At 70.8% G+C, this 26,452-nt stretch carries 25 protein-coding genes and 3 pseudogenes; 11 read left to right on the top strand and 17 right to left on the bottom strand.

The annotated features are described in order from the left end of the window. From VG276_16085 to VG276_16075, 3 genes are all read left to right on the top strand, one after another. On the top strand, nucleotides 1–293 hold a 293-nt coding region (locus VG276_16085; protein HEV8650869.1), incomplete at its 5' end, for a TIM barrel protein. A 120-nt stretch (nucleotides 294–413) separates the two neighbouring features. Continuing rightward, nucleotides 414–1,349, top strand: a complete 936-nt coding sequence (locus VG276_16080) for a sugar phosphate isomerase/epimerase (protein ID HEV8650868.1) — start codon at nucleotides 414–416, stop codon at nucleotides 1,347–1,349. Next, entirely contained in the window at nucleotides 1,346–2,353 is a 1,008-nt protein-coding gene (locus VG276_16075; protein HEV8650867.1) for a Gfo/Idh/MocA family oxidoreductase, read from the top strand. Before VG276_16080 ends, VG276_16075 begins: the two co-directional genes overlap by 4 nt. 95 nt (nucleotides 2,354–2,448) lie before the next feature. Here VG276_16075 and VG276_16070 read toward each other — a convergent pair whose 3' ends face one another. Then, complete coding sequence (locus VG276_16070) at nucleotides 2,449–2,901, bottom strand: hypothetical protein (protein HEV8650866.1); 453 nt, start codon at nucleotides 2,899–2,901, stop codon at nucleotides 2,449–2,451. After that, complete coding sequence (locus VG276_16065; protein HEV8650865.1) at nucleotides 2,898–3,965, bottom strand: LacI family DNA-binding transcriptional regulator; 1,068 nt, start codon at nucleotides 3,963–3,965, stop codon at nucleotides 2,898–2,900. The genes VG276_16070 and VG276_16065 overlap by 4 nt, the downstream gene beginning before the upstream one ends. A gap of 126 nt (nucleotides 3,966–4,091) precedes the next feature. Between VG276_16065 and VG276_16060 the strand changes: the two genes are divergently transcribed. From VG276_16060 to VG276_16050, 3 genes are read left to right on the top strand one after another with little or no spacing between them, the layout of a single operon-like run. Beyond that, on the top strand, nucleotides 4,092–5,300 hold the full coding sequence (locus VG276_16060) for a Gfo/Idh/MocA family oxidoreductase (GenBank protein ID HEV8650864.1): 1,209 nt from the start codon (nucleotides 4,092–4,094) through the stop codon (nucleotides 5,298–5,300). Between the two features lie 5 nt (nucleotides 5,301–5,305). Then, a complete protein-coding gene (locus tag VG276_16055) occupies nucleotides 5,306–6,304 on the top strand; it encodes a sugar phosphate isomerase/epimerase (protein HEV8650863.1) in 999 nt (332 codons plus the stop codon). A 17-nt stretch (nucleotides 6,305–6,321) separates the two neighbouring features. Beyond that, a complete protein-coding gene (locus VG276_16050) occupies nucleotides 6,322–7,365 on the top strand; it encodes a Gfo/Idh/MocA family oxidoreductase (protein HEV8650862.1) in 1,044 nt (347 codons plus the stop codon). Between the two features lie 47 nt (nucleotides 7,366–7,412). Here VG276_16050 and VG276_16045 read toward each other — a convergent pair whose 3' ends face one another. The 7 genes from VG276_16045 to VG276_16015 all read right to left on the bottom strand — a co-directional run bounded on the left by VG276_16045 (nucleotide 7,413) and on the right by VG276_16015 (nucleotide 13,733). Then, nucleotides 7,413–8,066 carry an ATP-binding cassette domain-containing protein gene (locus VG276_16045; protein ID HEV8650861.1) on the bottom strand — a complete coding sequence of 218 codons (654 nt, stop codon included), beginning with the start codon at nucleotides 8,064–8,066 and terminating at the stop codon, nucleotides 7,413–7,415. Between the two features lie 268 nt (nucleotides 8,067–8,334). Then, nucleotides 8,335–9,096: an ABC transporter ATP-binding protein gene (locus VG276_16040; protein HEV8650860.1), complete on the bottom strand. Its 762-nt coding sequence runs from the start codon at nucleotides 9,094–9,096 to the stop codon at nucleotides 8,335–8,337. Between the two features lie 47 nt (nucleotides 9,097–9,143). Beyond that, nucleotides 9,144–10,199, bottom strand: a complete 1,056-nt coding sequence (locus VG276_16035) for a branched-chain amino acid ABC transporter permease (GenBank protein ID HEV8650859.1) — start codon at nucleotides 10,197–10,199, stop codon at nucleotides 9,144–9,146. Continuing rightward, nucleotides 10,196–11,068, bottom strand: a complete 873-nt coding sequence (locus tag VG276_16030; GenBank protein HEV8650858.1) for a branched-chain amino acid ABC transporter permease — start codon at nucleotides 11,066–11,068, stop codon at nucleotides 10,196–10,198. Before VG276_16030 ends, VG276_16035 begins: the two co-directional genes overlap by 4 nt. Nucleotides 11,069–11,176: 108 nt before the next feature. Further along, on the bottom strand, nucleotides 11,177–12,373 hold the full coding sequence (locus tag VG276_16025) for an ABC transporter substrate-binding protein (GenBank protein ID HEV8650857.1): 1,197 nt from the start codon (nucleotides 12,371–12,373) through the stop codon (nucleotides 11,177–11,179). A 419-nt stretch (nucleotides 12,374–12,792) separates the two neighbouring features. Further along, entirely contained in the window at nucleotides 12,793–13,128 is a 336-nt protein-coding gene (locus tag VG276_16020; protein ID HEV8650856.1) for a hypothetical protein, read from the bottom strand. 236 nt (nucleotides 13,129–13,364) lie between these two features. Then, nucleotides 13,365–13,733, bottom strand: a complete 369-nt coding sequence (locus tag VG276_16015) for a helix-turn-helix transcriptional regulator (GenBank protein ID HEV8650855.1) — start codon at nucleotides 13,731–13,733, stop codon at nucleotides 13,365–13,367. Nucleotides 13,734–14,038: 305 nt separating this feature from the next. Here VG276_16015 and VG276_16010 point away from each other — a divergent pair, with 305 nt between their 5' ends. From VG276_16010 to VG276_16000, 3 genes are all read left to right on the top strand, one after another. Next, nucleotides 14,039–15,751: an alpha/beta fold hydrolase gene (locus VG276_16010; GenBank protein ID HEV8650854.1), complete on the top strand. Its 1,713-nt coding sequence runs from the start codon at nucleotides 14,039–14,041 to the stop codon at nucleotides 15,749–15,751. Between the two features lie 252 nt (nucleotides 15,752–16,003). Further along, nucleotides 16,004–17,056: a M48 family metallopeptidase gene (locus tag VG276_16005; protein HEV8650853.1), complete on the top strand. Its 1,053-nt coding sequence runs from the start codon at nucleotides 16,004–16,006 to the stop codon at nucleotides 17,054–17,056. A gap of 45 nt (nucleotides 17,057–17,101) precedes the next feature. Then, nucleotides 17,102–17,257, top strand: a complete 156-nt coding sequence (locus VG276_16000; protein ID HEV8650852.1) for a hypothetical protein — start codon at nucleotides 17,102–17,104, stop codon at nucleotides 17,255–17,257. A gap of 291 nt (nucleotides 17,258–17,548) precedes the next feature. On the opposite strand, the gene VG276_15995 is transcribed toward VG276_16000, so the two are convergent. The 5 genes from VG276_15995 to VG276_15975 form a co-directional block, all read right to left on the bottom strand. Continuing rightward, complete coding sequence (locus VG276_15995; GenBank protein HEV8650851.1) at nucleotides 17,549–18,238, bottom strand: hypothetical protein; 690 nt, start codon at nucleotides 18,236–18,238, stop codon at nucleotides 17,549–17,551. A 711-nt stretch (nucleotides 18,239–18,949) separates the two neighbouring features. Continuing rightward, nucleotides 18,950–20,185, bottom strand: a complete 1,236-nt coding sequence (locus VG276_15990) for a hypothetical protein (protein HEV8650850.1) — start codon at nucleotides 20,183–20,185, stop codon at nucleotides 18,950–18,952. A gap of 146 nt (nucleotides 20,186–20,331) precedes the next feature. Then, the gene (locus tag VG276_15985; protein ID HEV8650849.1) at nucleotides 20,332–20,682 is read right to left on the bottom strand and encodes a nuclear transport factor 2 family protein; all 351 of its coding nucleotides are present in this window, start codon (nucleotides 20,680–20,682) and stop codon (nucleotides 20,332–20,334) included. Between the two features lie 71 nt (nucleotides 20,683–20,753). Then, nucleotides 20,754–22,169, bottom strand: a complete 1,416-nt coding sequence (locus tag VG276_15980) for a helix-turn-helix domain-containing protein (protein HEV8650848.1) — start codon at nucleotides 22,167–22,169, stop codon at nucleotides 20,754–20,756. A gap of 177 nt (nucleotides 22,170–22,346) precedes the next feature. Then, nucleotides 22,347–23,939 (bottom strand): galactose oxidase early set domain-containing protein, encoded by a 1,593-nt coding sequence (locus VG276_15975; GenBank protein HEV8650847.1) that lies wholly within the window; start codon nucleotides 23,937–23,939, stop codon nucleotides 22,347–22,349. Between the two features lie 349 nt (nucleotides 23,940–24,288). On the opposite strand from VG276_15975, the pseudogene VG276_15970 reads away from it, so the two are divergent. Together VG276_15970 and VG276_15965 are read left to right on the top strand one after the other, a co-directional pair. After that, nucleotides 24,289–24,414: pseudogene (locus VG276_15970) on the top strand (acylphosphatase). 67 nt (nucleotides 24,415–24,481) lie between these two features. Further along, nucleotides 24,482–24,742: pseudogene (locus VG276_15965) on the top strand (carbamoyltransferase HypF). A 31-nt stretch (nucleotides 24,743–24,773) separates the two neighbouring features. Here the strand turns inward: VG276_15965 and hypE are convergent. From hypE to VG276_15950, 3 genes and pseudogenes are all read right to left on the bottom strand, one after another. Beyond that, a complete protein-coding gene (gene hypE, locus VG276_15960; GenBank protein HEV8650846.1) occupies nucleotides 24,774–25,859 on the bottom strand; it encodes a hydrogenase expression/formation protein HypE in 1,086 nt (361 codons plus the stop codon). Between the two features lie 87 nt (nucleotides 25,860–25,946). Then, nucleotides 25,947–26,222 (bottom strand): annotated as a pseudogene (locus VG276_15955) (hydrogenase maturation nickel metallochaperone HypA). An 11-nt stretch (nucleotides 26,223–26,233) separates the two neighbouring features. Then, on the bottom strand, nucleotides 26,234–26,452 hold a 219-nt coding region (locus tag VG276_15950), incomplete at its 5' end, for a YceI family protein (protein ID HEV8650845.1).

The raw sequence follows: 26,452 nt of genomic DNA, 5'->3' as shown, positions 1-26,452 counted from the left end.
ACGCCGGGCCGCTGCTGACCCACCTGCACATCGCGGACTCGTTCGACCATCGCGCGTCCTCGGGCCTGCGCTACATCGTGAACCCGCCGGGCTCGCCGGCGCGGGTCCACCAGCACCTGGACATCGGCCAGGGCGAGGTCGACTGGGACCTGTTCTTCGGCACGCTGGCGGAGCTCGAGTTCGACGGCATCGCCACCGTCTGCGTCTTCGCCTGGGAGGACCGGGCCGAGGAGTCGGTCCGGTTCAACCTCGAGAAGGTCAAGGAGAACATCGCCAAGTTCGGGGGTACCTGACCGTCGGGGCTCCTCTCGGCCGCTCACGGAACGACCCGTCTGCTCCGGTGAGCGGCCGACCTGGCCCGGCCGGTCTGTCAGACAGGGCTGGCCGCCGGCAACGACACAGGAGATTCGCCAATGACGGCAGACGCTTCCACACCCGGACGGAGCACCCGTTCACGCCTGGCCCTCGGAAGCTGCCCCGACTCGTGGGGCGTGTGGTTCGCCGACGATCCCGACCAGACGCCCTGGCCGCGGTTCCTGGACGAACTGGCCGAGGCCGGGTACGAGTGGGTCGAGCTCGGCCCGTACGGCTACCTGCCCACCGACCCGGCTCGGCTCCGCGAGGAGGTCGGCCGGCGCGGGCTCAAGGTCTCCGGCCAGGCCGTCTTCGGCGGCCTGCACGACGCCGCCAGATGGGACAGGGATCTGGCCGGCGCGAGGGCGACCGCCGGGTTGGTCAGGGCGCTGCGCGGCAGCCACGTGGTGCTTCTGCCCGACGACGCCGGCCCGAACCCGCCGGCGCTGACCGACGAGCAGTGGCAGACCCTGCTGGACGCAACCAACCGGCTGGGCCGGATCCTGCGCGACGACTACGGCCTGACGGCAGTCTTCCATCCGCACGCCGACAGCCACGTGGGGACGCAGGCGCAGATCGAGCGCTTCCTGGAGGGCACCGACCCCCAGGCGGTCGGATTGTGCATGGACACCGGCCACATCGCCTACTACGACGGCGACAACGTCGAGCTGATCCGCAGGTACCCGGAGCGCATCCAGTACCTGCACATCAAGCAGGTCGACCCGGAGGTCATCAGGCAGGTCCGGGCCGAGAACCTCGACTTCGGCCAGGCCGTGCGCCGGGGCGTGATGATCGAGCCGCCGCTGGGCGTGCCGGCCGTCGAGCCGATCCTGGACGCCCTCGACCGCTACGTGGACCGCGGCCTCTTCATGATCGGGGAGCAGGACCTGTACCCGTGCGAGCCGGACGTCCCCCTCCCGATCGCCAAGCGCACCTACGAGTACCTGCGCAAGGTCGGCGTTGGGACCGCCGCAGCGAAGGAGGAGAAGTTGTGACGCTCAAGATCGGGGTCGTCGGCACCGGCAACATGGGCGCCGACCACATCAGGCGGCTGTCCACCATCATCGCCAACGCCCAGGTCGTGGCGGTGTCCGACGTTGACACCGAGCAGGCCAAGCGGATGGCCGAGGTGGCCGGCCGCGCCCGCGTGCACTCCGACGGGCACGAGCTCATCAACGACCCCGAGGTCCAGGCGGTCCTGATCGCCTCGCCCGGCTTCACCCACGCCGAGTACACCCTGGGCTGCATCGAGGTGGGCAAGCCGGTGCTGTGTGAGAAGCCGCTGGCGCCCACGGCCGAGGAGTGCCTGCGGGTGCTCGAGGCCGAGCAGGCAGCCGGGACACGGCTCGTCCAGGTCGGCTTCATGCGCCGCTACGACAAGGGCTACCGCGATCTCAAGCAGGTCCTGGAGGCGGGGGAGATCGGCACGCCGGTCCAGGTCCACTGCCGGCACCGCAACGCCAGCGTCCCCGAGTCCTACACCACCGACATGGGGGCGACCGACTCGGTCGTCCACGAGATCGACGTCACCCGCTGGCTTCTCGGGCAGGAGATCGTCGCGGCCAGCATCTTCACGCCGCGCCGCACCTCCCGCGCCCACGCCCATCTCCAGGACCCGCAGTTCTTCCTGTTCGAGACGACCGAGGGCGTGCTCATCGACGTGGAGCTGTTCGTCAACTGCCAGTACGGCTACGACGTCCGCTGCGAGCTGGTCGGCGAGACCGGGACCGCGGAGCTGCCCGAGCCGGCCGGGGTCCACGTACGGCGGGACCTGCGCCACTCGGTGCCGGTGCCGGCGGACTGGCGGGACCGCTTCGCCACCGCCTACGACACCGAGGTGCAGGACTGGGTGGACGGCGTCCGCTCCGGCGAGATCACCGGCCCCAGCGCCTGGGACGGCTACGCCACCACGGCCGTCGCCGAGACCTGCGTCAGGGCGCTGAACGAAGGCCGCCGCATGGAGGTCGAGCTGATTGCGCGGCCCGCGTTCTACCGCTGAGGCACCTGGGTCACCAGGGGCCGCAAGGTGCGCCGGGCCGCCCCGCGGCCGGAGGAAGGCGGCCGCGGGGCATGGCGTCAACTGGGCGGCTTCGGTCAGTCGTCCACCGGGTAGCGGTCGAAGTCGAGCAGCTGGGCGGCGAGCACGAGGCTCTTGGCGTCCTCGTCGTACATCTCGGCCCCGTACCGCCCTCTGGCCCTGGCCACGCCTTCGCCGATGTCCAGCACCAGCATGCCCTTGAACTTGGCCGCCTCGTCGTCGCCGGCCTTGCTCAGGACGGCGTCGACCTGGAACAGGCCGACGCCGATCGAACGCTGCTCGCCGCGGAACTGCTCGGCCAGCCGGTCACGGTCAGCCACCACCGATTCCAGCACCTCGCGCCTGAGCCGGCCCTCGGCCAGGGTCGCCGCTTCCAGGCAGCGCAAGAAGACCTGGTAGTCGCGCGGATCGAAGCGGTTGTAGGCGCCGATCACCGCGCTGAAGATCCAGAACGGCGCGAACTGCAGCGTCCGCCACTCCTCCGGGGTGAACTTCTCCTGCTCACTCATTGGCTCGTCCCGCCTCGGGCGGACGCTCCCGCCCGCGTTCGGGGGACTGCTGTGGTGCCCCGCACGACGAGGTGCGGGGTGAGCACGACCTCGCGATGCGCCGTGCGGCCGTCGTCCAGCCGCTCGACCGCCGCCGCCACCGCGTGCTCCGCCTGCCGCCGGGCGTCCTGGCTGACCGTGGTGAGGTTGACATGCGCGAGTCGCGACAAGGTGCTGTCGTCGTAGCCCACCACCGAGAGCGCGCCGGGGACGTCCACCCCGGCACGGTTGAGCGCGTCCAGGAGCCCGAGGGCGCACCGGTCGTTGGAGGCGACCACCGCGCCGGGGAGCCTGGCTTCGCCCAGGAGCGTCTGCGCGGCGCGCGTGCCGGCCTCCTCGGTGTGGTCGCCGGGGATGATCCGGATGTGGTCGCCGAGGCGGTGCCGGCGCATGGCCTTGCGGTACCCGCGGCGGCGATCCGACGCGATCGGCCCCTTGCCCCCGTCGATGAAGGTGATCGCGCGGTGCCCGAGTCCCGCGAGGTGGTCGACGGCCTGACCGACGCCCTCGTCATCCGCCGACCGCACCACGTCGACGCCGGCCGCAGCGACCCGGCGCCCGATCACGACCACGGGCAGCTGCCGATCGAGCGCGGCGAGCTGCGAGGCCGGGGCGACAGGGCCGAGGAGGACGAGCGCCTCGCAGCGGAAGTCGACCAGCGTCTCGATGGCTCGGCGCTCGTCGCGGGTGCGGGTCACCGTGCTCAGCACGACGTCGTAGCCCTGGTGCTCGGCGGCCTCGTGGATGTCCTCGACCAGCTCGGCGTGGAAGGCGCTGCGGACGTCCATCATCACGCCCACCAGATGGGTCCGCCGGCGGGCGAGCAGGCTCGCGGTCCTGTCCAGGCGGTAGCCCAGCTGGGCGGCCGCCTCGAGCACCCGCTGGCGCGTCGCCGTACTGGGACCGGGCGCGTTGCTCAGCACCATCGACACTGACGCTGGTGACATCCCCACCCGAGCAGCGACGTCCTCGAGCCTCGGGCGGCGACGGGCACTTGCCGCATCGCCCTGCGCGACCTCGTTCACCCCGTCCCCCAGACCTCGGGCTCATCCATGCTTGACACGTCCAGCGACGCCTCGCATAGTAGATCTTGAAGCGCTTCAAATCAAGCGCTTCAAGGACGGGAACCGCCCGCGTGGGAGGGAGCTGAAGTGACGAGTTCGTCCATCGGAGTAGCCGTCATCGGCGCCGGGATGGCCGGCCGGGCGCATGCCGCCGGATACCGGTCGGCGACAACGCTGTACGACGCCGGCCTGCCCGAGGTCAGGCTGGTCGCGATCGCCGACGTCAACACCGCGTTCGCCACCGACACCGCGCAGCGCTTCGGCTACCAGCGGGCGGAGTCCGGCTGGGAGGCCGTCGCCGCAGCGCCGGACATCGACGTGGTCAGTGTCGTCGTCGCCAACCCGCTCCACCGCCGGATCGTCGAGGGCCTGCTGGCGGCTGGCAAGCATGTCCTCTGCGAGAAGCCGATGGCCCCGAGCGTCGAGGACGCGCAGGCGATGGTGGCGGCGGCGCAGGCCTCGGGCCGGGAGGCCGCCATCGGGTTCACCTTCCGCCGCTCTCCCGCCATCGCCGCCATCCGGGACCAGGTCGAGCGCGGCAGCATCGGCCGGCCCCTGCACTTCAACGGCCACTACTGGTGCGACTACGCGTGCGATCCGGGCGGGCCGATGAGCTGGCGCTACAAGGGAGGCGCCGGCTCCGGTGCCCTCTCCGACATCGGCAGCCACCTGCTGGACCTGGCCGAGTTCGTCTGCGGCCCCATCCAGTCGGTCCGCGGCGCGGTCCTGTCGACGTTCGTCACCGAGCGTGCGCTCCCGCTCGGCACCGCGATGGGGCACGCGGCGGTGGCGGTCAGCGACGAGCGGGAGCCGGTGGAGAACGAAGACCTCGTCACCTTCACGACGACGTTCGCGTCCGGGGCGACCGGCACGCTGTCGGCCTCCCGGGTCGCCTACGGCCTGGCCAACTCGCTCGGCTTCGAGCTGTTCACGGAGTCGGGTGCGGCCACCTTCGACCTGGCCCGCGCCGGGGAGTTCGGCTTCGTCGACGGCGCCCCGTCCGACGTGACCCAGGGGTACCGGCAGGTCCTGGTGGGGCCCGCGCACCCGTACCTCACCAAGGGCCTCCCCATGGACTTCCCCGGCGTTGGCTACGGGCAGAACGACCTGTTCGCGTTCCAGGCCCGGGCCTTCCTGGAGCAGGTCGCCGGCCTGGAGCGGCTGCCCCGCGCCCCCTCGTTCGAAGAGGGCCTTCGGAACCTCCGGCTGCTGGACGCGGTCGTCGCCTCCGCCAAGTCCAGCGGCGGCGACGTGGTCGTCGACGCACCCCCCGTTGGACCTCTTGGAAAGGACTGACCCGCATGAAGCTCGGTGCCTACACCGCCTGCCTGCACGACAAGCCCGTCGCCGAGGCGCTGCGGACCCTTGGCGACCTGGGGCTGGACAGCGCGGAGATCAACTCCGGCGGGTTCCTGCCCGCGCCGCATCTCCCGATCCAGCAGGTGCGCGCCAGCCAGGACGCGCGCGACGAGTACCTGGGGCTGTTCAGCTCGACCGGCGTGACCCTCACGGCGCTCAACTGCAACGGCAACCCGCTGCACCCCGACCCGGAGGTGCGGGACAAGCACGGCAACGACGTGCGCGAGGCGATCTCCCTGGCCGCGCTGCTTGGGGTCAAGCGGGTCGTCACCATGTCCGGGCTGCCCGCCTCCGATCCCGGCGGCCGGCTTCCCTCCTGGACCGTCCTGCCCTGGGACAGCGCCTACCTCGACGCCCGGGACTACCAGTGGGGCGAGGTCGCGATCCCCTACTGGAAGGACATCCAGGCGCGGGCCCGCGACGCCGACGTCAAGGTCTGCATCGAGATGCACCCCCACAACCTGGTCTACAACCCGGCCACGATGGAGCGGCTGGCCACCGAGATCAACGCCACCCACGTCGGCGCGGAGATGGACCCGAGCCACCTGTTCTGGCAGGGGATCGACCCCGTCGCGGCCCTGGACCGGCTGGGCGGCCTGGTGTACAACGCGGCCGCCAAGGACACCCGCATCAACGAGGCCGCCAAGGTGAACGGCGTGCTCGACGACCGGTTCGGGCGGGTCTCCCCCGACGACGCCGGGGCCGTCTCCCTGGGCGGCCGCTACACCCTGAGCCGTTGGCCGGAGCACTCCTCCTGGGACTTCGTCGCCGTCGGCCGCGGCCACGACGTCGCCTTCTGGACCGACTTCCTCCAGACGCTGCAGAAGATCGACCCGGACATGGCCGTGAACATCGAGCACGAAGACCAGGAGCTCGACCAGATGGAGGGACTGCGGTACGCGGCCGGGACGCTCCGCACCGCCGCCTCCCGCCTCACCTGAGCGGCGGGCAGAGCGAGATGGCCAAGGTTCGCTGGGGACTGCTGTCGACGGCCAGCATCGGTCGGCTCGTGATCGAGGCGACCCGCCAGGCGCAGCTTGCCGAGTTCGTGGCGGTCGCAAGCCGGGACGCCGCTCGCGCCAGAGGATTCGCCGACGAGCTGGAGCTGGACGCCAGCTTCGGCTCCTACGAGGAGCTGCTCGCCTCCGAGGAGGTCGACGCGATCTACGTCGCGCTCCCGGTCTCGATGCACACCCAGTGGACGGTCAGGTCGCTCGCGGCGGGCAAGCACGTCCTGTGCGAGAAGCCGTTCGCCACCAGCGCCGAAGACGCCGCGCGGTGCTTCGACGCCGCGGCCTCGGCCGGGAAGCTGTGCGCGGAGGGGCTGATGTACCGGCACCATCCGCAGACCGCGCTCGCTCGGAAGCTGGTCTCCGAGGGGGCGCTCGGCCGGCTGACGTCGGTGCGGGCCGCCTTGAGCGTCAGCGTCGACCCCCGGGACATCAGGCGCTCGGCCGAGCTCGGCGGCGGTGCGCTGCTGGACCTCGGCTGCTACTGCGTCAGCGCGGTCCGGCTGTTCGCCGGCCAGCCCAAGCGGGTCTACGCCGAGCAGGTCCGCGACGGGGCCGCCGGGATCGACCTCCGCCTGTCGGCGACCATGCGGATGCCCTACCACGTGCTCGCCCAGTTCGACGTGGGCCTGGACCTGCCTCGGCGGGACGAGCTCGAGCTGATCGGCACCGGCGGCAAGCTCACGATCCCCGACCCGTGGCTGTGCCGCCGGGGCTACCTCGAGCTGGAGCGCGACGGTGACAGCGAGCGCCTGCCCGTCGACCCCGCCGGCTCGTTCGGCCTCGTGCACCCCGACCACGACGTCTACCGCATCGAGCTCGACACCATCTCGGCCGCCATCGCCGGCGGCGAGCAGCCGTCGTTCGGTCGCACCGACGCGGTCGACCAGGCGACCGTGCTCCAAGCGCTCAGGCGATCCAGCGAGCACACCGTCCCGGTCGGCCTTGGCCTCGAAGCACCCCCGGCCGCGACCAGCAGGCGTGAGTCGTGAACGCCACGGGACAACCCCCATCCGGAATACCCGCCGTCGGCCGCTGGTCAGCCGACCCCGAGCAGGGCCCGGGCGGTGTCGGGGTCGCGGCGGAACTCGGCCGTGGTGGACCTGTGGACGACCTGGCCCTTGGCCATGACGCAGACGCTCGCGGCCAGCTCCAGAGCGACCCAGAGGTTCTGCTCGACCAGCACGGCCGAGAGGCCGCCAGCGACCAGCTCGGCGAGCACCCGGGTGACCTGCTCGACCACGGCCGGAGCCAGCCCGTCGGACGGCTCGTCGAGCAGGAGCAGGCGGGGGTTGCGGAGCAGCGCGCGGCCGATGGCGAGCATCTGCTGCTCCCCGCCCGAGAGCTGGTCCCCGCGGTGGCGGGCGCGCTCGGCGAGCCGGGGCAGCAGCTCGTAGACACGTTCGAGGGTCCAGCCGGCTTGGACGGGGCGCAGGCCGATGCGGAGGTTCTCCTCCACCGTGAGCGGGGCGAACACCCGCCGCCGCCCCTGGGGGACGAGCGCGATCCCGGCCCGGGCCACGGCGTGGGCGGGCCGCCCGGCCAGCTCGACCCCGTCGAGCCGGATCGAGCCAGCGCTCGGCCGCAGCATGCCCATGATCGCGTGGACGGTGGTGGTCTTGCCCACCCCGTTGCGGCCGAGCAGCGCGACCACCTGGCCGTGGGGTACGTCCAGGTCGATGCCGTGCAGCACCCGGCTGCGGCCGTAGCCGGCCTCCAGCCCGCGGACCCCGAGCAGCGGGGCCGGGTCCCCTGGGCCTGACGGCGGGGCCGAGTCCCCTGGGCCTGGCCCGGGGTCCCATGCGCCTGGCCCGGGATTCCCTGCGCCTGGCCCGGGATTCCCTGCGCCTGGCCCGGGACCCCCTGGGCCTGGCCCGGGGCTGCCGCCGCCGGCCGCACGCACTCCGGGCCCGTGGCCGTCCGGGCCGCCTGGCCGGGCTTCTCCTACCGGTCCGTCCACGTCAGGCACGCTCGAACAGGTCGGCGGCGCGGTGCGCGCCGAGGTAGGCCTGCTGCACCTCGGGCGAGGCCCGGATCTCGGCGGGCAGCCCCTCGGCGATCACCGCGCCGGCGGCCATGACCGTGATCGTGCCCGCGACGGCGAACACGACGTCCAGGTCGTGCTCGATCAGCACCACCGAGAGCGCGGCCGGGAGCGCCGCGAGCAGCCCGACGAACGCGTCGGACTCGCTCCGTGACATGCCTGCGGTGGGCTCGTCGAGCAGCAGCAGTGCCGGCTCCACGGCCAGCGCGATGGCCATCTCGAGCTGGCGGCGCTCGCCGTGGGAGAGCTGACCGGCCTCGACCCCGGCCCGCCCGCCCAGTCCCGCGAGCTCGAGCAGCTCGGCCGCGCGGGCCGCGACCACGGTGAAGTTGCTGGCCGGGCGGAGCCAGCGGCGGGCGACTCCGGTGCGGCGCTGCACCGCGATCTTGACGTTGTCGGCGGCGGGCAGGCCGTCGAACAGGTTGCTGCGCTGGAAGGTCTTGGCGATGCCGAGGCGGGCCCGCCGGTGCTCGGCCAGCCCGGTCACGTCGGCCCCGTGGACCAGGACCCGGCCGCCGCTCGCCCTGGTGGTCCCGGAGACCAGGTCGAGCAGGGTCGACTTGCCGGCGCCGTTCGGTCCGATGATAGCCTGCCGAGCACCCGCCCGGACCGTGAGCGAGACCCCGGCGACCGCCTTGAGCGAGCCGTAGTCCTTGCGCACCTCCCGCAGCTCGAGCACAGGCGCCCCACCCCCGTCACCCGGGGCTCCCGGTGCGCCCGCCGGGGTCACGGGTCCGGCCCCGTCGCGGGGCGACCGCTCGGGCGCCACCCCTCGAGTCGGCGGCCGAGGCCGGCGACGCCCCCGGGGAGCAGGTAGACGACCAGGATGAACAGGGCCCCGAGGCCGAGCTGCCAGTGGTCGGCGAGCACCGAGGACAGCTCCTCGCGCACCAGCACGAACACGGCGGCGCCCAGCACCGGCCCGTACAGCGTACGGACCCCGCCGATCACCACGACCACCAGCGACACCGCCGACAGCTCGAAGGAGATGTTGGACGGCGAGATGAACAGCTGGTGCTGCACGAACAGGGCGCCGGCCAGGCCCCCGACCGCGCCGGCGATGCAGAACGCGGCCAGCTTGCAGCCGACCACCGAGTAGCCGAGCGAGCGCATGCGCGCCTCGTTCTCGCGCATGCCGGCGAGCGCGCGTCCGAACGGCGACCCGACGACCAGCCGCAGCACCAGGTAGCCGAGGAGGAAGCCGGCGAGCACGTACCAGTACAGGGCCTGGTCGCTGGCGAGCAGCGAGCCGTCGTCGCCCGGCCAGAGCGACACCCGCGGGACCGGCAGGCCGTTGGCGCCTCCGGTCACCGGCGTCCACGTGAGGGCCAGGCTGTACAGGAGCTGGGCGAACGCCAGCGTGAGCATGAGCAGGTAGACCCCGCGGGTGCGGACGGCGAGCCAGCCGGTGCCGAGCGCGACCAGGGCGGCGGCGGCGACTGCGACCGCGAGCTGCACCGGCCCGTTGACGGTGGTCTTGGCGACCAGGGCCGCCACGTACCCGCCCACGCCGAAGAAGGCGGCGTGGCCGAGCGAGGGCAGGCCGGTATAGCCGACCAGCAGGTCGAGGCTGGCCGCGAGCAGGCCGTAGACCAGGATGTCCCCGAGCAGGAGGAGCCGGAAGTCGCCGAGCAGGAAGGGCGCGGCGACCAGCAGCGCGACCGTGGCGGCGCGGAGGGGCCAGGCCAGCCGCTCGCCGAGCGGCGTGCTCCCCGCCGCCGGCGAGGGCCTGGGCCCCTCCGCGAGGCTCACCGGTGCCTGCCGGCTCTCGGGCGTGCTCATCGTGCCGCGTCCCCGAACAGGCCGCTCGGCCGGGCCAGCAGGATCAGAGCCATCGCCCCGAACAGCAGGAACGACGACTGCTGGGGCAGGAGCGCGACGCCGAGCGCCTGGACCTGGCCGATCAGCAGCGCGCCGACGAACGCCCCCCGCAGCGAGCCGAGCCCGCCGATCACGACCACGAGCAGCGCGAGGATCAGCACCTCCGAGTCGAGCCCGGGCCGCACGTTCAGGACCGGCGCCCCGACCACCCCGCCGAACGCGGCCAGCACGACCCCGGCCGCGAACACGCCCACCAGCAGCAGCGAGACGTTGATCCCGAGCGCCGACACCATAGCCCGGTCGACCACCGCGGCCCGGATGACTGCACCGAGCCGGGTGCGCTCCACCACCAGGTGCACCGCGGCGGCCAGCACCAGCCCGAGCACGATGATCGCGAGCCGGTAGACCGGGTAGGTGTGCCCCAACAGGTCCACGCTCCCGCCGAGCGACGGGGGTGGCCGCACCGAGTGGAAGTCGGTGCCCCAGACGGCCAGGGCCAGGTTGGACAGGACGAAGGCGAGGCCCAGGGTCAGCAAGGCCTGGTCGAGCGGGCCGCGCCGCACCAGCGGCCGGACCGCGAAGGCCATGCCGACCCCGAGCCCCGCGCCGAGCACCACCGCCGCCAGCAGCGCCGGCACGAAGCGGCGGCCCTCGTCCACCAAGTGGAACGCCACGTAGCTGCCGAGCATGAACACCGCGCCGTGGGCCAGGTTGAGCACGTCCATCAGCCCGAAGATCAGCGAGAGGCCAACCGCCATGGTGAACAGCAGCATGCCGACCGCCACCCCGTTGAGCAGGCTGACGAAGTTGGCATCGAGCCAGTGCAGCACCCCGCGCCTAGCCCCAGTGCCACTGTCTTGCGGGGCACACGGGCCTCAACATGCGGCGTCTCCCCTGGCCACGAGCACGATGCACTCCTAGATGCAGCGGCATTCCGCCTAACCCGGGTCGGCCAGCTCGCCCAGGTCGCCGATCTTCACGTTGCCGAGCCCGTCCCCGACCTTCTTGACCTCGCGGACATAGAACGACTGGACCGGGTTGTGGGTGGTGGCATCGAGGCGGAACTTCCCGCGCGGGCTGTCGATCTCCCCCACCGACGCGAGCGCCTCGGCGAACGCCTCCTGGTTCGCGGTCTCGCCGCTGGTCTTCTTGAGGGCCAGGTCGATGAGCTGCGCCGCGTCGTAGGACTGCACGGAGAAGACCGTGGGGTCCTTGGAGAACTTCTGCCGGTAGGCCGAGACGAACCGCTTGTTGGTCGGGTTGTCGAGCAGGATCGTGTAGTGCAGCCCGCTGCGGACCCCGAGCGCCGCGTCGCCCTGTGCCTTCAGCACGCCCTCGACCGTGAACCCGGGCCCGACCAGCGGCACGCTGTCCTTCAGCCCGAACTCGGCGTACTGCTTGACGAAGGTCACCGCCTCCCCGCCGGAGAAGAAGGCGTAGACCGCCTTGGGGTTGGCCTTGCCGATCTGGGACAGGAACGGCTGGTAGTCCTGGGTGGTCGCGAACGGCGGGTGGACCTCGCCGGCGAGCTTCCCGCCCGCCTTGGTGTAGGCCTGCTTGAAGGCGTCAGTCTGCTCGTGGCCGGCCACATAGTCGGGAGAGACGGCGAACACGCCGTCCTTGGCCACGTTGTCGTACACCCACTGGCCCATGGAGTAGTTCGGCTGCCAGTTCGAGAACGAGGTCCGGAACAGGTACTTGGATTTCTTCTCGCGGGTGAGCGCGTTGGCGCCAGCGTTGGAGATGATCAGCGGCACCTTGCCGGTGTCGAACAGGTCGCGCACGGCCAGGGCCACCGAGGAGGTCACGATCCCCGACGCGACCGCGACCTCCTCCTGGCGCAGCAGCTTGGTCGCCTTCTGCACCCCGACCGACGGGTCCCCGCCGATGTCCTCGACGATCAGGTTGACCTTGCGCCCGCCGAGCTGGCCGCCGTGCTCTGCCAGGTAGAGCTCGAACCCGCTGCGCATGTCCTGCCCGTTGACGGCGTACACCCCGGACAGCTCGAGCAGCAGGCCGACCTTGAGCTCGTCCTTGGCCCCCCCTGACCCCGAGCCGCCACCGTCGGAGGACCCGCAGGCGGCCGCGAGCTGCGGCAGCGCCAGCGCCGCGCCGGCGGTCGCGGCCAACCTCATGAAGGTCCTGCGCTCCACCCGCACCGACCCTGGTGGAGCTGCCGCTACCGGCACCCGCGGGGTGCTGTCGTGCCCGACGCTCGCCGACATGGGTTTCCCCTTCTCCCCACCACCACCGCCGGACCGGAGGCCACGGCATGCCACTCTCCTGCGGCTCATACAACACCAATTCCAACCGCGAGGACAGCGTCCGCCCCGCGAGGACAGCGTGCGCCCCAGGGCTGGCAGGTGTGACGGCAGGGCTGGGCGCGCCCGGAGGCCCGCGCCGCGCGCTTCTCGCCCCAGGGCTGGCAGGTGGCCGGCAGGGTGTGCGCGGCAGGACCGGTGCGTCCGGAAGGAACCCGTTGGCCTGGGTAGCCTCCGCGGGACGCGATACCGGTCCCCGGTCGCGCTCAGGCGCCCTTGGGTCCCGGTCGCGCTCAGGCGCCCTTGGCTGTCTTCTGCGCCTGCTGTGCGGACTTCTCGGCCTCTTGGCGGCTGCGCTCGACGATCGGCGCGGTCACGCTGAGCACGCTGTGGGCGAACTCGCGCTGGGCGGTGAGGAACTCGGAAGCAAAGTCGAACACCGAGTCCACGACCTCGCCGGGCGTGGGGAGCTGGTCGGCGGCCTGCGGCCACGACTTCTGCGCCGGCACGAACTGCTGCACCGTCTCGGCCCAGCTGCGCAGGCCGTCGACGGCTGCAGCCTGGCTCTGGCGGACTGCGTCCAGGATCTGGGCCTGGGCGTCGGCGGTGTTCTTGGTGGTGGTTGCCATGGGGACCTTCTCTCCTACGAGGAGCGGAGCGCCCTCTGGTCGCTCCAGATGTGGGAACTATACTTTGCAAGTTACACTATGTCAAGCAAGCACTTGCTATCTCAAGCGGTTGCACAGCGCACACCCAGGAGACGTGGTGGGCACCGAGGACGCCGGTCAGTGGCGGTCGCGCACCGTCGCCCGATGCGGACGCCGGTCACTGGCGGTCGCGCACCACCGCCCGATGCGGACGCCGGTCACTGGCGAGCGCGCACCATCGTCCGGTAGAGGTTGATGAGCGCTTCCTTCTGGTCGTCGGACAGGCGCGCGTCGGTGCGGATGGCCGCCTCGACCGAGAGGTCGGCGTTTGTGTCTGCGGACTCGTCGTCGCCCTCCAGCAGGCCCGCCTGCACCAGCAGCGTCTCGGCGGAGACGTTCAGGGCCGCTGCGATCGACTTGAGCACCCGGACCGACGGCTGATGCAGGCCCCGTTCGAGCTGGCTGAGATACGGGTTGGAGACGTCGGTCATCTCGGCGAGCTCGCGCAGCGACAGGTCGGCGAGCTTGCGCTGGGTCCTGATGAAGGCGCCGAGCGCCTCCATCTGGGCTTTCCAGGGATCGTTCATGGCGACCAGGGATCATTCATGGCGACAGGCTGCAGGGGCTGGTGTGCGGGAGAGCAAACGTTGCTCAGGATAGTTAGCGGAGAGCGGCAACGTCAACCGGACGGCTCTCAAGTCGCCGGCGGCTATTGACGTACTACGCGCCTGCTTGGGATCGTGATCACCGTCGTCATGTCACGATCACCGTCGTTTTCATGTCACGATCACCATCGTCGTCATGTCACGATCACCATCGTCGTCATGTCACGACCCAGCCGTCGTCATGTCACGACCCCGGCAGACGGTCAGCTCGCAGCTCGAGGTGAACGATGGACCAGCACGAGGCGGTCGTCTCGGCCGCGCAGGCAGCCGAAGCCCTTGGACCCGAGGCGGACCTCGTCGCTGGCCTCGACCCGGTCTCGTTCGGGCGGGCCCTGGCCGAGATCGGCCTGGGACTGGCCCGCCATCCGGCCAAGGCCACGCTGGCCGGCACCCGCTACGCGACCCGGCTCGCTACGGCCGGTACGGTCGCCTGGGCCCGGGCGTTCGGCGCCCGCACCGAGCCGCCGCTCCCACCGCCGGCCCGGGACCGTCGCTTCGCCGACCCGGCCTGGACCGACAACCCGTGGTTCTTCGGCGTCCTCCAGGGCTACCTCGCGTCGGCCCGGCTCGCCCAGGAGCTCGTCGGCGCCGCCGAGATGGACGAGCGCTGGCGCGACAAGGCCGACCTTGCCGTGCAGCTCCTGGTGGACGCGCTCGCCCCGACGAACTTCCTGGCCACCAACCCGGCCGCGCTCAAGCGAGCCTTCGACACCGGCGGCCGGAGCCTGGTCCGCGGGCTCGGCCACTTCCTCGACGACCTGGCCACCAACCAGGGCCGGCCCCGGCAGGTCGACACCTCCCCGTTCGAGCTCGGGGTGAACCTGGCCGCGACCAAGGGCAAGGTCGTGTTCCGCAACCGGCTCATGGAGCTGATCCAGTACGCCCCGACGACCCGCACCACCTACGAGACGCCGCTGCTGGCAAGCCCACCCTGGATCAACAAGTACTACGTGATGGACCTCGCGCCCGGCCGCAGCTTCGTCCAGTGGGCGGTCGACCACGGCCACACGGTCTTCGCGATCAGCTACCGCAACCCCGACGCGTCCATGCGCGACGTCAAGCTCGACGACTACCTGCTCGAGGGACCGCGCTTCGCACTCGACGTCATCGGCGACATCACCGGCGCACCGCAGGTCAACATCGTCGGGCTGTGCCTAGGTGGGACGCTCACGACCATGCTGCTTGCCTACCTCGAGGCCACCGGCGACCAGCGGGTGCGCTCGGCGACCCTGCTCAACACGCTGGTCGACTTCTCCGAGCCCGGCGTGCTGGGCGCGTTCACCGACCAGGCCTCGGTCGAGCGCCTCGAACGCAAGATGGCCCGCCGCGGCTACCTCGAGGGCCGCGAGATGGCCACCACCTTCGACCTGCTGCGCGCCAACGACCTCCTCTGGAACTACGTGGTCAGCAACTGGCTGCTCGGCGACGACCCACCGGCCTTCGACATCCTCGCCTGGAACGCCGACTCGACCCGCATGCCGGCCGCCATGCACTCGTTCTACCTGCGGACCTGCTACATGGAAAACCAGCTCGCCCGCAACCAGATGGAGCTCGCCGGCGTCCGGCTCGACCTCGACGCGATCACCGCCGACCTTTATCTCGTCGGCGCCCAGACCGACCACATCACCCCATGGACGTCGTCGTACAAGACCACCCAGCTGGTCAAGGGCAACACCCGCTTCGTGCTCAGCTCGTCCGGCCACATCGCCGGGATCGTCAACCCCCCGAGCCCGAAGGCGCGCTACTGGACCGGCGACCCCACCCCACCCGACCCCGACGCATGGCTCGCCTCCGCGCGCGAGCAGCAAGGCTCCTGGTGGCAGGACTGGGCCGACTGGGCCAAGCGCCAGGGCGGGCAGCGCAAGAAGCCTCCCCCGATGGGCAGCGACGCCCACCCATCGATGGCCGACGCCCCCGGCGCCTACGTGCGCGAGCGGTAAGGCGACGAGGCGGGAGGAACCCCGCTCCGAAGGGCCCTGAGGGCGGGATCTGGGGCTCCGAAGGGCCCTGAGGCCGGGATCTGGGGCTCCGAAGGGGCCCTGAGGCCGGGACCTGGGGCTCCGAAGGGCCCTGAGGGCAGGGTCTGGGGCTCCGAGAAGGACCCTGAGGGCAGGACCTGGGTAGGATCGAACCGCGGCACGCCCCGCCGCGGTCGGACCGTCCGACCGCGCTGTCGAGCCCAGGAGGCACCCATGACCCCCGCGGACGGCCCCGAGCGCCAGCTGCCCGACCGGGTCCGCGCGACCTTCCCCGGGATCAGCTCGCGGGCCTGGGAGCACCCGGCTGACCGGGCCGCCCTGGTCGCGCTGCGCGCGGTGCCCGGCTTCGACTCGCTGCTGCGCACCATGGCAGGCGTGTTCAGCGAGCGGCGGCTGCGTCTGCTCCACCTCGCCTCGGCCGTGCGGGTGAGCGAGCGCCAGTTCCCCACCGTCCACCGCCTTCTGGTCGATTCGGCCGGCGTCGTCGACCTGCGCGAGGCGCCCGAGGTCTACGTGGTCCAGGAGCCTAGGGTGAGCGCGATGACGATCGGCCTGGACCGGCCGTTCGTGGTGCTCTCCACCGGGCTGCTCGACCTGCTCGACGACGAGGAGCTGCGAGTCGTCGTCGGCCACGAGCTGGGCCACGTGCTCTCGGGCCACGCCGTCTACAGCTCGGTGCTGTTCACGCTCATGCGGTTGTCGGGCGTTGCCGGCTGGGTGCCGTTCGGCGCAGTCGGCCTTCGCGCGATCGTGGAGGCGCTGAAGGAGTGGTACCGCAAGACCGAGATCTCCTGCGACCGGGCCGGCCTGCTGGCCGGCCAGGATCCGGGCGCGGCCATGCGGGTGCACATGAAGACGGCCGGGGGTGCCCGGGTCGCCGAGATGGACCTGGTCGCCTTCCTCGAGCAGGCCGAGGAGTACCAGTCGGCGGGCGATGCCCGCGACGGGGTGATCCGCATCCTCAACCTGCTCGACACCACCCACCCGTTCTCGGTCCTGCGCGCGCTGGAGCTCAGGCGCTGGGTCGAGTCGGGCGCCTACGAGCGCATCCTGGCCGGCACCTACCCGCGGCGCGCCGACGACCCCGGCGTCTCCCTCTCCGACGAGGTCAAGGCGGCGGTCCGCTCCTACCGGGACTCCTTCGACGCCTCCAACGACCCGCTGGTCAAGCTGCTCCGCGACCTCGCCCAGGGCGGCAACAGCGCCGGCACCTGGATCGCCGACAAGATGCGGGGCCGCACCCGCCCCGGCGACCCCGAGCCGTAGCACAGAAGGAAGCGCACCGACTACTCGCCTGGCGGTCACGGGCTCATGGGGATGCGCTGCCACCGCGACGCCAAGCAGCAGTACCTCGCGGTGAAGTCCAAGCATGACTACTGGAGCGTCCCCGTCATCGAGGAGGTCATGGAGACCTACCTGTGTCCGGAGTACCAGCGCCGCACCCCCGGCACCGGCTACCGCGGTTGATCTGTAGTCCCACAAGTCGCGCGTCCCGAAAGTGACGTCGGCTCCGACTCCGGCATCGGCGGAACACATGTTCCAAGCCGTCGCCCTCAGCCTGATCCGCCTGGACGCCTGGTGCAACGGCCACCCCGTGGACCGGACACGCACCAGCCACCTCGCCCGCCTCAAACCGGCCTGGCTGCATGAACCCGAATCAACCAGCAGGATCATGCATTCAGGAGGTGACTGTAGGGGACGGGACCCGTCCCCTACAGTCGTCGGTCTACCAGTGATGGCTTCAGCCGGCGGGGATGCTCACTGGAATAGCCAGCTCAAGGTCTTCGCATCGCCTGACGCCGACACGACGAACTGACCCGGGCCGGCCAGGCGGACGTTGAAGCAGGTCAGGCTGCTCGCCTTCTCCTGCTGGGCCCTTTCGGCGTACTTGGCGGGGTTACTGGTGGTCAGCTGCTGGTCCTCGCAGTCGCAACTCACAGGCCGGGTCGTGGGCGTCGGCGGTACGGTGGTGGTTGGCTCCGTCGTCGGTGTCGTCGAACCGGTCGTGGGGGGCGAGCCAGGACACGTTGGGACGGTCGTCGGCGGCCCGTAGACGAAGTCGACGCTATAGAAGCCAGGAAAGAGGTGGACGTATGGGGTGACGGTCTGACCTTCATAGACCTCGGAGAAGGTCGGGGAGAACGTCATCGTGGTATTGCCCTGAAGGATGAAGTACCCGGCGCCGCCGGTGGTGACTTCGGCGGTCTCACCGCTCGGAGCGACGAATCCAACTCCGACAAGCGTGTAGGAGGAGGTGCTGGTGTTGGTAACGCGGAAGTCGAGATAAGGCGCCCCATCCCGGCACCCGGACGAGACGACTTCGACGGAAAGGTCGGTGACCTGAGCGCTCGCGGGTAGGAACACCGCACCGAGTGCGAGTACGAGCCCCACGACGGCTACGAAGCCCAATTTCTTCGCGGCGAGAACTCGCTGTCGAATATTTGCCAAGGCGGTCTCCCTCGAACGACCGAGGAGGGTCCGGCCGAGCCGAGTCCCTGAGCCAGAGCCGAACCCTGCCGAGCGTGTCGAACTATGCAACTGGTACGAATTTCTCCCTTCTCGGACGCTAGAGGACGGACGGCGCATCTTTGGACGATTCGTGCGCAATAGTCAAGGCACCGGGGGCCTCTACCCCTGATCCAAAGATCGACAGTTCGTGCCGCCTCACCGCACACGCGTCCAAGCCGCCCAGTGAACGCCGGCCGGCACACCATCAGCTTCTCCAAGGGCGACAGCCTGGACCTGCTGCGGGCCGGGCTGGCCGCCCTGGGTCCTGCCAGCCTGACGGCAGGTGCATCACCACCCTGGCCGGCCGGGTGACCAGCTGGGGAACTGGCCCGCTGCGGCGAGCAGTCGTGGTCGACGGCTCGCCACCCGGGTGGGGGATGTCGACCGGGCCGCTGGCGCGCTGAGCTGCCTGGGCCGCTGGCGCCACCGGGTACCCGCATGAAGATCGCATCACCGACACCCTCACCTCGCCCGGTGTCACCTGCTTGACCGCGTCCAGCACCCGACCCGGCGGAGCGGAGACCGCGATCTATAAGCCTCGTTGAACTCATGTCTGGGCATGATCTCGTCGAGTCGCATCAGGCACCTCGGAGAATCCTCGGTCGGCGTGGCTCCTCTGACGAATGGGCAGGTGAGCCTGCGGTTGCCAACCTAGCGGGCCTGCTCAGCCGCCGTGCTAGCTTTGCCATGACCGCGGATCGGGGTTGCCACGAAGGCCAGACTTTCGCCGGTCTCCTGATCGAGGGCTTCACCGGTGATCACGCCTGCATCGTTGATGTCACCGGCGGAGACGAGGTGACCGGCAGAGCCGGGCGCAACGAGCGTGTTGAGGTCGGTCATGACACGGTCTTCCCAGAGGAACGCCCGACAGCCGCTTGCGCCGCACGAAAGGCCGACGACCTGGCGCCGGGCGTTGATGCCCAAGGCCTGGCTGGTCGTGTCTCCCGGGAGCGTGCCGAGATCGATCATGCCATCGCGTTCGGTCCAGAGGAACGCGTGTGCCTTGAAGCGGCCGCCCTCGTCGCCGGGCAGGTTGGAGAAGCCGACGACTTCCCCGCGGTGATTGACGGCCATGGGCGTATGCCAGGCGACGCCGCCGAGGTTGCCGATGTTGGTCACCGTCCCATTGTCCCAGAGCACGGCGTGACGGGCGCTGAACCGTCCGACGGCGTTGTCGCAGATGCCCGAGATACCGACCACCTGGCCCCGGTCATTGATCGCCGTGGCGGCGGTCACCGTGTCGCCGGGGAGCGGAGGGAGCTCCTGGATCCGGCCTTCTCGGGGTCCCCAGATGACGGCGCGGAACTGGAGGACCTGGGGTGGATTGCAGGTGGGATCCTGCACGGTGTTCTCCGCCCACCCGACCACCTGGCCCCGCTTGTTGACGCCGGTGGCAAAGCCATTGTTGCCCCCCAGCGTGGGAAGCGCCCGCATCTCGCCCGATTCCCATACAAACCCGAGACAGGTATGGCCGGTCGGCTCGCCAGGGAAGAATGCCGAGCAGCTCCAGGCCTCCCCCAGGGGATCGATCTCGGCGGTCTCGGCGATCCCGGCGATCACGCCCCGGTTGTTCTTCACCGGCCAGACCACGGAGCTGTTCGGCCCGCCGAGGGTGCCGAGGTCGACGGTCGATCGGTCTCGCCACAGCGTGGCGTGCCGGGTCTGGTCCCCCGACAGATTGGAGAAGCCCGCGATCCAGCCCCGGTTGTTGACGCTGCTGCCTCCGCTCGCGGTTCCACCGAGCGATGCGAGGTTGGTGACGTCGTACACGGTCTGTCTGTGGGCTTGGTCGGCCCGTGCCTGTGGCGTCACACCGGCGGCGAGGAGCAGGACGGGCACCATGAACGCTGTCCGATACACCGTTCTGCGGAGCTGATTGCGCTTCATCAGTGATCTCCCTTCTCGATGTGGAGCTCGCGGAACGAATGCGCGGCAGAGGGTCGATCCCGGAGTCGAGCCTGTCTGCAGACATCACCGATTGCTCGCCGTTTTCGGACAGAATCACGGCGTCGAGTCAGGCCCGGCGGCCAGCGTCAGCGCTTCTGGAGGGGCCAGACGCAGGCGTGGAGGCAGAGCCAGCGACCGTCGCGACGCTCGTAGGTGTCGACGTAGCGGTTGAACCTACCCGGGCGGGTGACGCTGCGCGCTGCGACGACCGCCGTGTCACCGTCAACGTGGACCCGCACCTGGTCGATGTCGATGGTCGGCAGCGGGTTGCCCTCCAGGTCCGTGATGTACCGATCTATGGGCCAGACCTCTCCAGTGGCTCCGTCGAGGTACGAAAAGCCGGGCGAGAGGATCGGCTGGAGAAGATCCCACGAGCCCTTGCGGAACGCGTCGACGAACCGCTCGTTGAGGTCCGTCAGGATCTTGATGTCATCCACGGCTACTCTGCTCCCTTGTCTCCAGTCCGCATCGTCGGCGGTGCGGCATGGGCTCGTCTTTGTACAGCAGGTCAGGCCCGCACCGTCCCGGCGACGGGAACCTGCCGCCCACCGTCGGCCATCCAGAGATGCGCCGCCGCCAGGGCCCGCCACGGCCGCCAGCGTTCGGCGAGCTCGGCGAGCGCGCTGTCCGAATTGCGGGCGTTGCCGGGGAGGGCGCGTTGAAGGCCGAGGTCGTTCATCGGCCAGGCATCGGGTTCACCAAGCCGGAGGGCAAGGTAGTGCGCGGTCCAGGGCCCGATGCCTTCGAGCTGGCTGATGGAGGCGATGAGCCGATCGAGGCTGACGCTGCGGTCGAGACGGACGGCGTCCTCGGCGACGGCCTGCGCGAACGCGCGGATGGCGCCCTGCCTTGCGCGTGTGAGCCCGAGGCCACTGAGGTCGGCGGCGGCGAGGGTGTCCGGCGGGGGGAACGTGTGGGTGAGGCCGATGCGCTGGAGTCCGGGGACCGGAGTGCCGAGCCGCTCCACCAGGCGCCCCGTGATCGTGTTCGCGGCGGCGATGCTGATCAGCTGACCGATGATCGCGCGAACGCCAGTCTCGAACGGATCGAACGTGCCGGGAGGGCGAACGCCCGGGCGGGCTCGCAGAAACGGCCCCATGATCGGATCGGCGGCGAGGTGACGTGCTGGCTCGTGCAGGTCGAAGTCGATGTTCGCGATGCGCCGCGCACGGTTGACCATGTGCATCAGCTCTTCCCAGTGCGGCAGATGGGCGCGAAGGATGAGATGGTCATCACCCCCCGGGTACAGCTCGAGAACGCCCGGGTCGCCACCGATCGTGATGGTCCGTCGATAGATCCCGTCCGAGGCATGCTCGACGCCTGGAGTCGCTCGTGCCGCGAAGTAGGTGACCGTCGCGCCCCAGTCGAGCGTGCCGTGGAACGGCAGGCGCAGCACGAGGCCGCCGTCGGCGACGAGCCGATCGGTCTTGCGGCGCTTCGCACGCAGCACGCGTGGCGACGCCCGGAACACGTCCTGGCAGGCACGGTTGAACTGGCGCAGGCTCCCGAAGCCCGCCGCGAAGGCGATTTCGGTAATCGTGAGATCAGTATCGTCAAGCAGCCGACGAGCGAAATGCGTCCGCGCCGAGCGTGCCAGCCCGTCGGGCGTCACCCCGAGGTGGGCCGTGAAGAGGCGACGGAGATGCCGCGCCGACACGCCAAGTCGGCGACCGAGCTGGGCCTCGGTTCCTCCGTCGAGCGCGCCGTCGAGGATCAGCTGCACGGCCCGGCACACCAGCTCCGGGCCGGTCCAGGCCACGGACTGCGGCGCGCGGTAGGGCCGGCAGCGCAGGCAAGCCCGGTAGCCTGCGGCCTCGGCGGCGGCGGCCAGCGGAAACGATCTGACGTTGTCAGCCCGAGGCTGGGCCGGACAAACCGGTCGGCAGTAGATCCCGGTCGTAACGACCGCGGAGACGGCGGGCATGATGTCAGGGATACCAGCTGTTCGAGCTCGCAGGCTAGCCGGATCCGGACATCGAGCAGTTCGTGTCGGATGGGCTCAGGATGCGGTGACCTGGGAGTTCCATACGCGACGAAGGCAAGCCCGCCAGTCCGGCTCCACCTGTTGGCGCAGCCTGGAAGCCGCCCGCAGCCTTTAGGGTCAGGTGACTTTGATCATCCTGGCCTGTGCTGGAACGCCGCGTGAGTCCACTGCCACCAGATAGTAGTAGCCCGGCGGGGTCAGGTTGGAGCTCGTGGTCAGCGACCACCCCGGTCCGCTTGACGTGCTCACCGCGCTGAGCGTGAAGTCGCCTTCCGCTGCGCCGGACTGGTGGGTGGTACTGGTGAGGCGGAACACCCGGAGGCGCGTCAGGGTGGTGCCGGCCGCCAACCGCACCTGGACCGTGAACGCCCGGTTGTGGGCGATGGTGGCCGGCGCCGAGGTGATCACCGGCCGGTCTGCCACGTTGACATACCAAGGCTCGAACCGCTCGACCAGCCGTTGTACCCTGCCGCGCGCCGGATTGCCACCCAGCAGGACGGCCCGGCCGGTCCTGTCCACCCACATGTTGGAGTGGTACTGGTGGGCCGCCGAGGTTGGAGCCACCGCCTGCATGCGGTTGGACGTCGGCTCGTAGAGCTGCGCCGTGTAGACCGGGGCGCCCCGCAGGTCCTGGCCGCCTGCCAGCAGCACCCGGCCGTCGAACAGGGTCGCATGCGACAGGTAGTACTTCGCCCCGTTCAAACTTGGCCCCAGCTTGTACACGGGGTTGGGCGAGGCGTAGAGATCGATCAGCGCCGTGGTGGCGACCCCGCCGCCGGCCACCATCACCTTGCGCCCCTGGCTGAAGGGCACGAAGAATGACGCCCCCTGATTGCGCCGGTTGGTGTCGAGCCCGCCCACTGCTTGAAAGCCGCCGGTCAGGGGCTGCAAGAATCCCACCCGCACCGCCAACCCACCGAACGCCACGCCGGTGAAGAAGAGCCGTCCGCCAGCCGTTGGCAGCATGTGGGGATAGGTTGGCACGCTCATCCTGTACGGAGCAACGCTCCAGGTGCGACTACGAGCGTGGTACACCTCCGGTCGGGTATTGAGACCGCCCACTTCGTTCAGGCCGGAGATCACAAAGACGTCGCCGTTGCCGAGCTCGGTGGCCCCTGGGTACCAGCGGCCACCAGCCATCGGGGGCAGACGGACAAACCGCTTGTTCACCCAGTCGTACTCATAGCTCGTCCGCAGACCGTAGAAGGGGTCGTACCGCTTGGTGCCCCCAGCCACCAGGATGTTCCCGTTCGGCAGCATGGCATGACCGCTGCAGAACATGTCGCCAGGAGTGCTCACCCGGTAGCTGTTGCACGTCTCAGGATAGAAGATGTAGCTCTGGAACTGGCCGGCCGCGAGCTGCGCCGGGAGGTTGCCCGACCCTGCCATCAGCAGCACCGAGCCATCGGGCAGGACCGAGGCGTGCACCGGATTGAAACCCTCTGGCAGCTGGCAACTCGTCCACCGCCCCGCCAGCGCGCCTGTCACCGCGAGCCGCCGCTGCTGCGTGGGCGTCAGTGGAGCCAAGGACGTGGCGAGCGCGCCCTGTTCACTGGCCCTCACCGCCGCAACCGTCTCGCGGGCAATCCGCTCGGCGTCACCCTGACCCGCCAGCACCGTTCCCGACGTCTGGCCCGCCGCCCCGACCGGCACCGCAACCAGCGCCAAACTCGTCACCAGGCCCACAACCAGGACCAACCGCACCTTCACGGGTTCGCCCCCCCTTCTGGCACCACCGGCACTACCGGCACTCCGGTGAGTGAACACGCCCGCTTCACAAGGACGCTAAGGAGGCCATTCTCGCGCGAAGTGCTAGAAGTGACAATAAGGTGACAATAACGAAAGCACCAGGAGGATCCGCTGGATTCTGGCGGATTCCGAGCGATCTCCCGAGAAGCGCGAAGTTGGACAACAGCTGCGTGCCTGACCTGGAGCGATCCGGCGTGCGAGGTGGCCGGTAGGATTGGCTCGCCGCCCTGGCAGGTGGGCCGGGCCGGCAAGGGACGGCCGTGGGCGCGGCGGGCGCACCCGGACCCTCGCGCGGGAGGAGGACGCGCCCATGACCACCACCAAGCCGGGGTGCGTACGGGTCAGGCTCAGGGTCGAGGGGATCGTGCAGGGGGTGGGGTTCCGGCCGTTCGCGCACGCGCTGGCGAGCCGGCTCGGGCTGGGCGGGTTCGTGGGCAACGACGCCCGGGGCGTGCTCGTGGAGGTGGAGGGTGAGCCGGGCGCGGTGGCCCGGTTCCAGCCGGGCCGTGGTCGCCGCCCGCTTCCACCAGGGGATGGCGCGCGTGGTCGTGGACGCCTGCGAGCTGCTGCGGGAGCGGACCGGGGTCGCTACGGTCGCCCTGTCGGGCGGGGTGTTCCAGAACCTGCTGCTCTCCGAGGCGGCGGTGGCGGCCCTGTCCGGGCGCGGGTTCCGCGTGCTCGTCCACGGCCGGGTGCCCCCCAACGACGGGGGCATCTCCCTCGGCCAGGCGGCCGTGGCCGGCGCCCGCGACCGCGCCAGGTAAGCCCGCCGCCGGACCCGCCGACCACCCCGCCTCAGCAAATTCTCGGCAGCGGATCGCCGATCAGCATGTCGACGATGCGGGTGCCGCCGAACTCGGTCTTGAGCAGCACGAGGGTGGGCGGGTCGTCCTTGACCCGGCCGATGACCGCGGCGCCCTCCCCCAGCGGGTGGGAGCGGAGCGCCTGGACGGCCGCGTCCGCCTCGCCGCCGTCCACCACCGCCACCAGCCGTCCCTCGCAGGCGACATACAGCGGGTCCAGGCCGAGGATCTCGCACGCGCCCCGGACCTCTGGGCGCACCGGGACCGTGTCCTCGTCGACCACCACGGCAACCTCCGACGCCCTGGCCACCTCGTTGAGGATGGTGGCAACGCCGCCCCGGGTGGCGTCGCGCAGGCAGCGCACCCCGGAGGTGGCGTCCAGGAGCCGGTCGACCAGCCCGGCCAGCGGGGCCGTGTCGGACTCGACGTCGGACTCGATGTCGAGCTCCCCGCGGGCGAGCATCACCGTGATCCCGTGGTCGCCGACGGGTCCGGAGACGATCACCGCGTCGCCGGGACGGGCGTTGGCCGCGCCCAGGGACACGGGCCGCTCGAGCACCCCGACCCCGGCGGTGGTGACGTAGCAGCCGTCGGCCTTGCCCCGCTGCACCACCTTGGTGTCGCCGGTGACGACCTGCACGCCGGCCGCGGCGGCGGCGGCTGCCATCGACCGGGCGATCCGCTCCAGGTCGGCGACGGGGAAGCCCTCCTCGAGGATGAAGCCGGCCGACAGGTGCAGCGGGCGCGCCCCGGACATGGCCAGGTCGTTCACGGTGCCGTTGACAGCCAGCTCGCCGATGTCCCCGCCCGGGAAGAACAGGGGCGAGACCACGAAGGAGTCGGTGGTGAACGCGAGCCGGGCGCCGCCCGCGGTGAACACCGCCTGGTCCTCGAGCGGTTCGAGCAGCGGGTTGCGGAACGCTTCCAGGAACACGGCCTCGATCAGGGTGTGGGTGGCCTTGCCGCCGGCCCCGTGGGCCAGGGTGATGCGCTCGTCCTTGACCCGTGCCTTGCGCCGCCTGGCCCGGTCGATCCGGTCGAGCACCTGCTGCTCGCGGCTGCGGTGCTCGGCGCCCACCTGGTGCCGGGCCAGCTCGGGGTCCTCATGGCGCTCGCCCGACAAGGCCTCCGCCACGGCTGCCTCGGCCCAGTCGGCCTCGAGCTCGGTCGCCCCGCAGGCGGGGCAGGTGGCCACCTGCTCGTCGGACTCGGTCTCGTGCCCGCAGGCCAGGCAGGCGGCCCGCTGCTTGACCGTGACCAGGTCGACGGCGGCCCCCTCGGCCACCGTTCCCCCGGCCACGAGCGAGAACGCCTGGTCCAGCGCGGGCTCGACGACCCGGTGCAGCGTCCCGATCCGGACGCGCACGCGGGTCACCCGCCGGCCTGCGGCCCGGCGCTCGACCGCGTCCATGATCGCCTCGCACAGCCCGAGCTCGTGCACCGTCCCCTCCCCTAGTCCTCCCGCTCGGCGACGACGCGCACGCGTACCGTCACGTCCGGATGCACGCGGAGCAGCAGGATCTTCGGTGGCTCCAGGTTGAACGCCCTGACGTCGAAGACCTGCTCCCCCTCCACGACCAGGGTCCGCTCGTCGGGGAGGTCCACGGCCACCTCGCCCTCGACGCTGCGGGTGACGCCGTGGAAGGTGAGGTCGCCGAGCACCTGGTAGCG

Source organism: Actinomycetes bacterium (assembly GCA_036000965.1).
Lineage (GTDB): Bacteria > Actinomycetota > CALGFH01 > CALGFH01 > CALGFH01 > DASYUT01.
This window is presented reverse-complemented; position numbering and strand designations above follow the sequence as displayed.

Coding starts and splice junctions, on each gene's coding strand:
- VG276_16010 (HEV8650854.1), top strand. CDS start 14,039: ATGGACCAGCACGAGGCGGTCGTCTCGGCCGCGCAGGCAGCCGAAGCC.
- VG276_16050 (HEV8650862.1), top strand. CDS start 6,322: ATGGCCAAGGTTCGCTGGGGACTGCTGTCGACGGCCAGCATCGGTCGG.
- VG276_16070 (HEV8650866.1), bottom strand. CDS start 2,901: ATGAGTGAGCAGGAGAAGTTCACCCCGGAGGAGTGGCGGACGCTGCAG.
- VG276_16080 (HEV8650868.1), top strand. CDS start 414: ATGACGGCAGACGCTTCCACACCCGGACGGAGCACCCGTTCACGCCTG.
- VG276_15990 (HEV8650850.1), bottom strand. CDS start 20,185: ATGAAGCGCAATCAGCTCCGCAGAACGGTGTATCGGACAGCGTTCATG.
- VG276_16020 (HEV8650856.1), bottom strand. CDS start 13,128: ATGGCAACCACCACCAAGAACACCGCCGACGCCCAGGCCCAGATCCTG.
- VG276_16015 (HEV8650855.1), bottom strand. CDS start 13,733: ATGAACGATCCCTGGAAAGCCCAGATGGAGGCGCTCGGCGCCTTCATC.
- VG276_16055 (HEV8650863.1), top strand. CDS start 5,306: ATGAAGCTCGGTGCCTACACCGCCTGCCTGCACGACAAGCCCGTCGCC.
- VG276_15980 (HEV8650848.1), bottom strand. CDS start 22,169: ATGCCCGCCGTCTCCGCGGTCGTTACGACCGGGATCTACTGCCGACCG.
- VG276_16035 (HEV8650859.1), bottom strand. CDS start 10,199: ATGAGCACGCCCGAGAGCCGGCAGGCACCGGTGAGCCTCGCGGAGGGG.
- VG276_16025 (HEV8650857.1), bottom strand. CDS start 12,373: ATGAGGTTGGCCGCGACCGCCGGCGCGGCGCTGGCGCTGCCGCAGCTC.
- VG276_16005 (HEV8650853.1), top strand. CDS start 16,004: ATGACCCCCGCGGACGGCCCCGAGCGCCAGCTGCCCGACCGGGTCCGC.
- VG276_16000 (HEV8650852.1), top strand. CDS start 17,102: ATGGGGATGCGCTGCCACCGCGACGCCAAGCAGCAGTACCTCGCGGTG.